General features: G+C 65.2%; 9 protein-coding genes. All 9 read left to right on the forward strand.

Annotation, left to right across the window (positions count from 1 at the left end):
• Positions 1 to 290, forward strand: a 290-nt coding sequence (locus Q0S71_RS20455) for an aconitase family protein (RefSeq protein ID WP_295999892.1), incomplete at its 5' end; no start/stop codon positions are given.
• 27 nt (positions 291 to 317) lie between these two features.
• Positions 318 to 443, forward strand: a complete 126-nt coding sequence (locus tag Q0S71_RS20460; protein WP_008450980.1) for an entericidin A/B family lipoprotein — start codon at positions 318 to 320, stop codon at positions 441 to 443.
• 54 nt (positions 444 to 497) lie between these two features.
• Complete coding sequence (gene leuD, locus Q0S71_RS20465) at positions 498 to 1,145, forward strand: 3-isopropylmalate dehydratase small subunit (protein ID WP_295999893.1); 648 nt, start codon at positions 498 to 500, stop codon at positions 1,143 to 1,145.
• A gap of 27 nt (positions 1,146 to 1,172) precedes the next feature.
• Positions 1,173 to 2,243 carry a 3-isopropylmalate dehydrogenase gene (gene leuB / locus Q0S71_RS20470; RefSeq protein WP_295999894.1) on the forward strand — a complete coding sequence of 357 codons (1,071 nt, stop codon included), beginning with the start codon at positions 1,173 to 1,175 and terminating at the stop codon, positions 2,241 to 2,243.
• 48 nt (positions 2,244 to 2,291) lie between these two features.
• The gene (asd, locus tag Q0S71_RS20475) at positions 2,292 to 3,419 is read left to right on the forward strand and encodes an aspartate-semialdehyde dehydrogenase (RefSeq protein WP_295999895.1); all 1,128 of its coding nucleotides are present in this window, start codon (positions 2,292 to 2,294) and stop codon (positions 3,417 to 3,419) included.
• Positions 3,420 to 3,730: 311 nt separating this feature from the next.
• On the forward strand, positions 3,731 to 6,631 hold the full coding sequence (locus tag Q0S71_RS20480) for a FimV/HubP family polar landmark protein (RefSeq protein WP_295999896.1): 2,901 nt from the start codon (positions 3,731 to 3,733) through the stop codon (positions 6,629 to 6,631).
• Between the two features lie 107 nt (positions 6,632 to 6,738).
• On the forward strand, positions 6,739 to 7,542 hold the full coding sequence (truA, locus tag Q0S71_RS20485) for a tRNA pseudouridine(38-40) synthase TruA (protein WP_295999897.1): 804 nt from the start codon (positions 6,739 to 6,741) through the stop codon (positions 7,540 to 7,542).
• A 42-nt stretch (positions 7,543 to 7,584) separates the two neighbouring features.
• Complete coding sequence (locus Q0S71_RS20490) at positions 7,585 to 8,277, forward strand: phosphoribosylanthranilate isomerase (protein WP_295999898.1); 693 nt, start codon at positions 7,585 to 7,587, stop codon at positions 8,275 to 8,277.
• Positions 8,261 to 9,514: a tryptophan synthase subunit beta gene (gene trpB, locus Q0S71_RS20495; protein WP_295999899.1), complete on the forward strand. Its 1,254-nt coding sequence runs from the start codon at positions 8,261 to 8,263 to the stop codon at positions 9,512 to 9,514. Before Q0S71_RS20490 ends, trpB begins: the two co-directional genes overlap by 17 nt.
• Positions 9,515 to 9,605: the final 91 nt, after the last annotated feature.

A 9,605-nucleotide genomic window follows, 5' to 3' on the forward strand; every position in this document is an offset into this window, starting at 1 on the left:
AGCTGGCCATGGTGGTTCCGGGCTCCGGGCTAGTGAAGGACCAGGCTGAGCGCGAGGGCCTGCACGAAATTTTCAAGGCTGCCGGCTTTGAATGGCGTGAACCCGGCTGCTCGATGTGCCTGGCGATGAACGCCGACCGCCTGGAACCGGGCGAGCGCTGCGCCTCCACCTCCAACCGCAATTTTGAAGGACGCCAAGGCCAGGGCGGACGCACCCATCTGGTGTCTCCCGCCATGGCGGCGGCAGCCGGTATCGCCGGCCATTTTGTCGACGTGCGCACGCTGCGTTGATGTCTTAACCATCCCGAGAGACCCAACATGAAAAAACTATTCGCCCTGTCCATCATCGCGCTGATCCTGACCGGTTGCAACACCGTCAACGGCTTCGGCAAGGACGTCAAAAAGGTCGGTGAGTCGCTGGAAGGCGCCTCGACCAAAAAATAAACCGCAGCACGGCGGGCCGCGACGGTCCGCCGTCGCACAACCCGAACGAGAATCATGGATAAATTTACGATCTACGAAGGACTGGTGGCCCCGCTGGACCGCGCCAATGTCGACACCGACGCCATCATTCCGAAGCAATTTTTGAAGTCGATTCATCGCACCGGCTTCGGTCCCAACCTGTTCGACGAATGGCGCTACCTGGACCACGGCGAGCCGGGCCAGGACAACAGCGTGCGTCCGCTCAATCCGGAGTTCGTGCTCAACGAGGCGCGCTACCAGGGCGCCTCCATCCTGCTGACCCGCAAGAACTTCGGCTGCGGCTCCTCGCGCGAGCACGCGCCGTGGGCGCTGGACCAGTACGGCTTCCGCGCCATCGTCGCGCCGTCGTTCGCCGACATCTTCTTCAACAACTGCTACAAAAGCGGCTTGCTGCCCATCGTTTTATCCGAAACGCAGATCGACCATCTGTTCAATGAAGTCAAGGCCTTCCCCGGTTACCGTCTGGTGGTCGACCTTGAGCAGCAGCGCATCGGCACCAGCAACGGCGGCATTTCCTATCCCTTCGAGATCGACGCCTTCCGCAAATACTGCCTGATGAATGGACTCGACGATATCGGCCTGACGCTGCGTCACGCCGACGCCATCCGCGGCTTCGAAGAGCGCCATCTGGCGAACCAGCCCTGGCTGGCGAATGTCATCTAACGCCGTCTAATCGAAAATAAATTCAATATGAAAATTGCTATCCTCCCGGGCGACGGTATCGGTCCGGAAATCGTGGCCCAAGCGGTCAAGGTCTTGAACGTCCTCGGTGAAAAATTCGAGCTCGAAAGCGCGCCCGTCGGCGGCGCCGGCTACGCGGCCCACGGCCATCCGCTGCCGGAAGCCACGCTGGCGCTGGCGAAAGCGGCCGACGCCGTGCTGTTCGGCGCCGTCGGCGACTACCAGTACGACAAGCTGGAACGGTCGCTGCGTCCCGAGCAGGCCATACTGGGCCTGCGCAAGCAGCTCGGCCTGTTCGCCAACCTGCGTCCGGCCATTCTGTATCCGGAACTGGCCGGCGCCTCGACGTTGAAGCCGGAAGTGGTGTCGGGCCTCGACATTCTGATTATCCGCGAGCTGACCGGCGACATTTACTTCGGCCAGCCGCGCGGCGTGCGCGAGTGCCCGGACGGCCCGTTCAAGGGTCAGCGCGAAGGCTTCGACACGATGCGTTACGCGGAAGGCGAAATCCGCCGCATCGCCCCCGTCGGGTTCCAGGCCGCGCAAACGCGCGGCCGGCGCCTGACCAGCGTGGACAAGGCCAATGTGCTCGAGACGTTCCAGTTCTGGAAGGACATCGTCACCCACGTCCACCAGGAATATCCGGACGTCGCGCTCGAGCATATGTATGTCGACAACGCGGCCATGCAGCTGGTGCGGGCGCCGAAAAAATTCGACGTCATCGTCACCGGCAATATGTTCGGCGACATCCTCAGCGACGCCGCCGCGATGCTGACCGGCTCCATCGGCATGCTGCCATCGGCCTCGCTCGACGCCAACAACAAGGGCTTGTACGAACCGTCGCACGGCTCGGCGCCCGACATCGCCGGCAAGGGCATCGCCAATCCGCTGGCGACAATACTGTCGGCGGCGATGATGCTGCGCTTTACCTTCGGCCGCGCCGAACAGGCCGATCGCATCGAGAACGCCGTCAAGCGGGTGCTGTCGCAGGGCTTGCGCACGGCCGACATCCACGAAGCCGGCACCACCAAGGTCGGCACCGAAGCGATGGGCGACGCCGTGGTCAAGGCGCTGGCGTAAATAATATAAACAATATAAACGATATAAAAAGTATTTGAGGGAATGACGATGAAACTAGTAGGCTTGGTAGGCTGGCGCGGCATGGTCGGTTCGGTCCTGATGCAGCGCATGCAGGAAGAGGGCGATTTCGCCGACATCGAACCGGTCTTCTTCACCACCTCGAACCCGGGCGGCGCCGCGCCGGCGATGGCGAAAAACGAAACCACGCTGAAAAGCGCGAGCGATATCGACGCGCTGAAAAAGTGCGCGATCATCATCTCCTGCCAGGGCGGCGACTACACCTCCGAGGTCTTCCCCAAGCTGCGCGCGGCAGGCTGGAACGGCTACTGGATCGACGCCGCGTCCACGCTGCGCATGGAGCAGGACGCCGTGATCGTGCTCGATCCGGTCAACCTGCACGTCATCAAGGACGCGCTGGGCAAGGGCGTGAAGAACTACATCGGCGGCAATTGCACGGTGTCGTGCATGTTGATGGGCCTGGGCGGCCTGTTCCAGCACAATCTGATCGAGTGGATGACGTCGATGACCTACCAGGCCGCGTCCGGCGGCGGCGCCCAGCACATGCGTGAATTGCTGACGCAGTTCGGCACCATCAACGGCTCCGTCAAGGCGCTGCTGGACAATCCGGCCTCGGCGATTTTGGAAATCGACCGTCAGGTGCTGGCCGCCCAGCACGGTTTAACGGCCGAGGAGACCAAACAGTTCGGCGCGCCGCTGGCTGGCAATTTGATCCCGTGGATCGACAAGGACCTGGGCAACGGCCAGTCCAAGGAAGAGTGGAAGGGCGGCGCCGAGACCAACAAGATCCTCGGCCTGGGCGCCGACTTCGGCTCGGCCGCGATTCCCGTCGACGGCCTGTGCGTGCGCATCGGCGCCATGCGCAGCCACTCGCAGGCGCTGACCATCAAGCTGAAAAAAGACGTGCCGATCGACGAGATCCACGACATCATCGCCGCCCACAACCCGTGGGTGAAAGTGGTGCCGAACACGCGCGAAGCTTCGGTGCGCGACCTGTCGCCGGCCGCCGCCACCGGCAGCCTGACGATCCCGGTCGGCCGGCTGCGCAAGATGAGCATGGGCGACGATTACCTGTCCGCGTTCACGGTCGGCGACCAGCTGCTGTGGGGCGCGGCCGAACCGCTGCGCCGCATGCTGCGCATCGTGCTGGAGGCTTAAGCCGCAAGCGCGGCGCGCCTTAACGTCGGGGTCGGACCACAGTTTCGAGAGCTTCATTCGAAACTGTGGTCTGAGCCACGGTCTTGCCCCGATTTCGCTGCGGCGACCCACCACGATCCTAGCCCCGCGCCCTCATAGGTAAAATCACTTGCCAAGCTGTCGTTTTAAGCTCAAATTAGGCATAGAGGTTACATATCCTCCTCTACAGGGAGTCAAAGCGCTCGCAAAGCTTGCGTGCTCCTGTGCATGATGATATGTTGGGACCTCCGGGAAAGTAACATTTTTCCTCTGACAACCAAATGCCGCCCACTATGCCTGTAAATACCCGCTCCAGCTCCGTTTCGTTCGCATTGAAAACCCTGGCCAGCGCCGTCGCCTGCGCTTTGTTTTTCTCCCCTGCAGCAAACGCCGCCGGGCTCGGCAAGCTGACCGTCCTGTCCTCGCTGGGCCAGCCATTGCGGGCGGAAATCGAGCTGACCGCCGTGTCCGCCGATGAAGCCGGCGCCCTCGTCGCCAAGCTGGCGCCCGCCGATGCCTTCCGCGTCGCCAATATCGATTTCAATCCCACGCTGCTGTCGCTCCATTTCGATGTCGAGCAACGCGGCGGCCGCCAGGTGATACGCATCACGTCCGGCCAGCCGGTCAACGAACCGTTCGTCGACATGCTGCTGGAACTGAACTGGACCGGTGGCCGTCTGGTGCGCGAATACACCTTCCTGCTCGACCCGGCCGAAATGCGCAGCACCCAGTCGGCCCAGGTGGCCGCGCCGGTCGACCTGCAAAACCGCAACGCCGCGCCGGCCTCCGCCCCGACCGCCACTCAGGCACCGACGCCGGCGGCGGCACCGTTGCCGCCACCGGTGGCGGCCCGTCCGTCCCGCGCGCCGGCCGACGCGCCCGTCAGGCCGCAGCAGCAGGCGCAACAGTCGCAACAGCAGCAGTACCAGGTCAAGCAGGGCGATACGCTGGGCCGCATCGCCGGCCAGCTCAAGCCCACCGACATTTCGCTCGACATGATGCTCGTCGCGCTGTACCGCGCCAATCCGGAAGCGTTCGTGGGCAATAATATGAACCGCCTGAAGTCGGGCCAGATCCTGTCGGTGCCCGATTCGGACGCGATCCGCGCCTCCGGCTCCGACACCGAGGCCCACGGCGTCGTCGTCGCGCACGCGGCCGATTTCAGCGCCTACCGCAGCAAGCTGGCGGGGCAGGTGGCGCAGAGCGCGCCGGCCAAGGACGCCGAACCGGCGCGCCAGGCCGGCGGCAAGATCACCGCCAAGGTCGAGGAACACGCCACGCCGGCCAACGCCGCCAAGGATCAGCTGAAATTGTCCAAGGCCGCGCCGTCCGCGTCGGCCAACGGCCAGGCCGTCGTCGCCGTCGAGGACAAGATCGCCAAAGAAAAGCAGATGGCCGAAGCCGCCTCGCGCGTCAAGGAACTGGAAAAGAACGTCAGCGACCTGGAAAAGCTGATGGCGGTGAAGAGCAAGGCGGCCGTCGACCAGAAAAAAGCGTCGGCCTCGGCCGCCGCGTCGGTGCCGGTGATCGCACTCGACGCTTCGGCCACGGCCGCCGCCGTGCCGGCGCCCAAGCATGTGGCGCCGCCGCCTCCAGCGCGTATCGCCGAGCCTGGCCTGGTCGATACGCTGATGGACAACATCACCTATGTCGGCGTGGCCCTGGCCGCGCTGCTGGCGGGCGCCGGGCTGATCGTGTCGCGCCGCCGCAAGCAGATGGTGCTGCCGCGCGCCGAGACCAGCGTGCTCGGCGATCCCGGCACGCAAGCCCATTCCATGTTCGCCCACACCGGCGGCCAGAGCGTGGACACCAATAACAGCGTGTTCAATTCCAACTTCGCGCCGTCGGCCAGCCAGCTCGACACCAACGAAGTCGATCCGGTGGCCGAAGCCGACGTCTACATCGCTTACGGCCGCGATGCGCAGGCCGAGGAAATCCTCAAGGAAGCGCTGCGCACCCATCCGGAACGTCATCCGGTGCGCCTGAAATTGCTGGAAATTTACGCCACCCGCAAGGATGTGCGCGCGTTCGAAACCCAGGCGTCCGAGCTGTACGCGCTGACCAAGGGCCAGGGCGAGGAGTGGGCCCAGGCCAGCGCCATGGGTTTGAGCATCGACCCGCTCAATCCGCTGTTCTCCGGCGCGCCCGCCCATGATGCCGGCGCCGCTTCCCATTTGGCGGCGGAAGCGGCCGCCGGTGTCGGCCTGGCCGCCGTCGGCGCCGCCGCCTTCGCGGCCGAACATGAGGCCACGCACACGGAAGACCTCGGCTTCGAATCCGAGCCGGCCGCCGCCGACAATGGCGGTCTCGACCTGGACCTGAGCCAGGACGCCGCGCCGGCCACCGACGACCCGGGCATGGATTTCGGCTTCGACGACGACATGAAAACGGCCTTGCCGGAAGTGCCGACGCCGGCCGCCATGGCCGATGCCGACGCCGAACATTTCCTCGACTTCGACCTGGGCGGCCTGAACATCGAAGAGACGCCCGTTGCCGCCGCGCCGTACGCGGCGCCGGCCGATGCCGGGCTGGACATGGACTTCGATGCGCCGGCCACGGCCGCGCCGCCGGCGGAAGCCAAGCCGGTCGCGCCGGCCGCCGCTCCAGCGGACGAGCCCGACTTCAGCATGGACTTCGGCCTCGACTTGCCGGACGACGTGACGACGGCGACGGCAACGGCGGAAGCGCCGCGCCAGCCGCCGCGCTTGACCGGCGATCCGCTGGACGACTTGAACATGATGGACTTCGACATTCCGGCCGTGCCGGCGCCGGCCGCAGCGCCGACGGCCGACGAACTGTCGCTGGACGACGACTTCGGCTTGACGGATTTGCCGCCGCCAGCCGCGCCGGCCAAACCGGCCGCCGGTGAACTGGCGCTGGACCCGGACTTCGGCTTGCCGGAACTGCCGCCGGCGCAGGCGGTCGCGTCCGAGTCGGCGCTGCCGGAATTCGACCTGTCCGGCATCGACCTGGACCTGGACATGCAGAAGGCCGCGTCCGGCGCGCCGGCGCACGTGAGCGAAGAGGAATTGTCGGCGCTGCACATGGAGATGGATACCAAGCTCGACTTGGCCATCGCCTACCAGGAAATCGGCGACAAGGAGGGCGCGCGCGAGCTGCTCGACGAAGTGCTGCGCGGCGGCAGCGACGACCAGATCGCCAAGGCCCACACGATGCGGGCCCAGCTGGCCTGAAACCGCAGCGGGCGGCGCCCGAACGGCGCCGCCGCCCGACCGCGCCGCCGCGGGCGCGCCCATCAATGCGATAATGCGCTGATGCAGACTCACAGATCGGGCAGCAATTGAAACGGATAGCAATCGGCGTCCAGTACGACGGCAGCGCATGGCACGGCTACCAGAAACAGCAAGACGGCCAGACCGTGCAGGACCAGCTGGAACTGGCGCTGGAAAAATTCGCCAGGGTGCTGCTGGCGACGACCTGCGCCGGCCGCACCGACACCGGCGTCCACGCGCTGGAACAGGTGGTCCATTTCGACACCGACCTGAGCCGCGACACCCACTCGTGGGTGCGCGGCGTCAACGCCTTCCTGCCGCCGTCGATCGCGCTGCGCTGGGCCAAGGAGGTCGAAGGCGACCCCAGTGTCGACAATTTCTTCCACGCCCGTTTCAGCGCCCGTGCCCGCACCTATCACTACGTTTTATACAATAATCCGACCCGCTCGCCGCTGCTGGAAGGGCGCGCCGGTTTCTACTTCCGCCCGCTCGATATCGCGCTGATGCGGCAAGCCGTCGCGCCGCTGATCGGCTGGCACGACTTCACGGCCTTCCGCGCCGCCCAGTGCCAGGCCAAGTCGCCGGTCAAGCTGATGCATGAAATCAAGATCGAGCGGCGCGGCGAGCTGGTGGTGTTCACCATCACCGCCAACGCCTTTTTGCACCACATGGTGCGCAACCTGGTCGGCTCGCTGGTCTACATCGGCAGCGGCCGCCAGCCGCCGCAATGGCTGGGCCAGCTGCTGGAAGCGCGCGACCGCCACGAAGCGGCGCCCACCTTCATGCCGGACGGCCTGTATCTGGCCAAGATCGATTACGACCCGAAATGGCAGTTGCCGCTGGAAACGAGCAGCGCGCTGCCGTGGTTTTGAATCACGCCGCCATTTTAATGGCGAGATTTTAAGGACGAGACCATGCACCGCACCCGCATCAAGATTTGCGGCCTGACCCGGCCCGACGATGTGCGGGCCGCCGTGGCCGCCGGCGCCGACGCCATCGGCTTCGTGTTCTATCTCCCCAGCCCACGCTACGTGACGCCGGCGCAGGCCGCCGAGCTGATCCGGTCGATGCCGCCCTTTGTCACCTGCACCGGCCTGTTCGTCAACGCCAGCGCGGACGAGGTCGCCGCCGTCGCGCGGATCGCGCCGCTGGGCCTGATCCAGCTGCACGGCGACGAGACCGTGGCCGACAGCGCCGCCATCGCCGCCGCCTGCGGCCGCCAGTTCCTGCGCGTGTTCCGCATGCGGCCCGACACGAGGCCCGCCGATTTGCTAGAATACGAACAACAGTGCCGCGCCGCCAGTCCCTTGTTTTCGAGCCTCTTGCTCGACACCCATGTGGACGCCTACGGTGGCGCAGGAAAGGTTTTCGATTGGTCTCTCATTCCAAAAGAGCTCGCGCCTCGGGTCGTTTTAAGTGGTGGCTTGAGCGTACACAACGCGACTGACGCGGTGGTCCGTGTACGGCCCTACGCCGTCGACATCAGCAGTGGTGTGGAAGCGGCCAAGGGGATCAAAGACGCCCGCAAGATCGCCGATTTCATCGCGGCGGTGCGGGCCGCCGATGCCATCATAGAAAGAGAAACACACCATGAAAGTCCTGCCTGACAGCGGCCGCGCGACAGCCGCGCCCTTATTCCACGCCACCGATTACGCGCTGCCCGACGCCAGGGGCCACTTCGGTCCCTATGGCGGCGCCTTCGTCGCCGAAACGCTGAGCCACGCGCTGGCCGAGTTGAACGAGGCGTATGCGCGCTACAGTATAGATCCCGAATTCCTCGAAGAGTTCCGCTACGAGTTGAAGCATTTCGTCGGCCGGCCGTCGCCGATTTATCACGCCAAGCGCTGGTCCGGCATGGCCGGCGGCGCGCAGATCTACTTCAAGCGCGAAGACCTGAACCACACCGGCGCCCACAAGATCAACAACGTCATCGGCCAGGCGCTGCTGGCCAAGCGCATGGGCAAGCCGCGCATCATCGCCGAGACCGGCGCCGGACAGCACGGCGTGGCCACGGCCACCATCTGCGCCCGCTTCGGCCTCGAATGCGTGGTCTACATGGGCAGCGAGGACGTCAAGCGCCAGGCCCAGAACGTCTACCGCATGAAGCTGCTGGGCGCGACCGTGGTGCCGGTGGAGTCCGGTTCCAAGACCTTGAAGGACGCGCTCAACGAGGCCATGCGCGACTGGGTGACGAATATCGAAAACACTTTTTACATCATCGGCACCGTGGCCGGACCGCATCCGTATCCGATGCTGGTGCGCGACTTCCAGTCGGTGATCGGCGAGGAATGCCTGGTGCAGATGCCGGAGATGACGGGGCGCCAGCCCGATTATGTGGTGGCCTGCATAGGCGGCGGCTCCAACGCGATGGGAATTTTCTATCCGTATATCGACCAGAAGGACGTCAGGCTGATCGGCGTCGAGGCGGCCGGCGAGGGGCTGGACACGGAGCGCCACGCGGCGTCGCTGACCAGGGGTTATCCGGGCGTGTTGCACGGCAACCGCACCTATCTGTTGCAGGATGAGAATGGCCAGATCATCGAAACGCATTCGGTCTCGGCCGGACTCGATTATCCCGGCGTCGGACCGGAGCACGCCTACCTGAAGGACAGCGGCCGCGCGCAATACGTGTCGATCACCGATGACGAAGCCTTGCAGGCTTTCCACGATTGCTGCCATATCGAGGGCATCATCCCGGCGCTGGAATCGTCGCACGCGCTGGCCTACGCGGCCAAGCTGGCGGCGACGCTGCCCAGGGACCAGATCATCCTGGCCAACCTGTCCGGCCGCGGCGACAAGGACATGCACACGGTGGCGCAGCGGATGGGGCTGAATTTCGGCTGATTGCTGGACAGTCCCCCAGCAAGCGACGCGGCCCCGCAAACCATCGCGGGGTCGGGCCACGGTTTCGGGAGCACCATCCAAAACCGTGGCC

This window comes from Rugamonas sp., from assembly GCF_025354735.1.
Taxonomy (GTDB): Bacteria; Pseudomonadota; Gammaproteobacteria; order Burkholderiales; family Burkholderiaceae_D; genus Rugamonas.

Bases quoted from the DNA above. Each gene is read 5' to 3' on its own strand.
- Q0S71_RS20460 (WP_008450980.1), top strand. From the start codon at position 318: ATGAAAAAACTATTCGCCCTGTCCATCATCGCGCTGATCCTGACCGGT.
- leuD (WP_295999893.1), top strand. From the start codon at position 498: ATGGATAAATTTACGATCTACGAAGGACTGGTGGCCCCGCTGGACCGC.
- leuB (WP_295999894.1), top strand. From the start codon at position 1,173: ATGAAAATTGCTATCCTCCCGGGCGACGGTATCGGTCCGGAAATCGTG.
- asd (WP_295999895.1), top strand. From the start codon at position 2,292: ATGAAACTAGTAGGCTTGGTAGGCTGGCGCGGCATGGTCGGTTCGGTC.
- Q0S71_RS20480 (WP_295999896.1), top strand. From the start codon at position 3,731: ATGCCTGTAAATACCCGCTCCAGCTCCGTTTCGTTCGCATTGAAAACC.
- Q0S71_RS20490 (WP_295999898.1), top strand. From the start codon at position 7,585: ATGCACCGCACCCGCATCAAGATTTGCGGCCTGACCCGGCCCGACGAT.
- trpB (WP_295999899.1), top strand. From the start codon at position 8,261: ATGAAAGTCCTGCCTGACAGCGGCCGCGCGACAGCCGCGCCCTTATTC.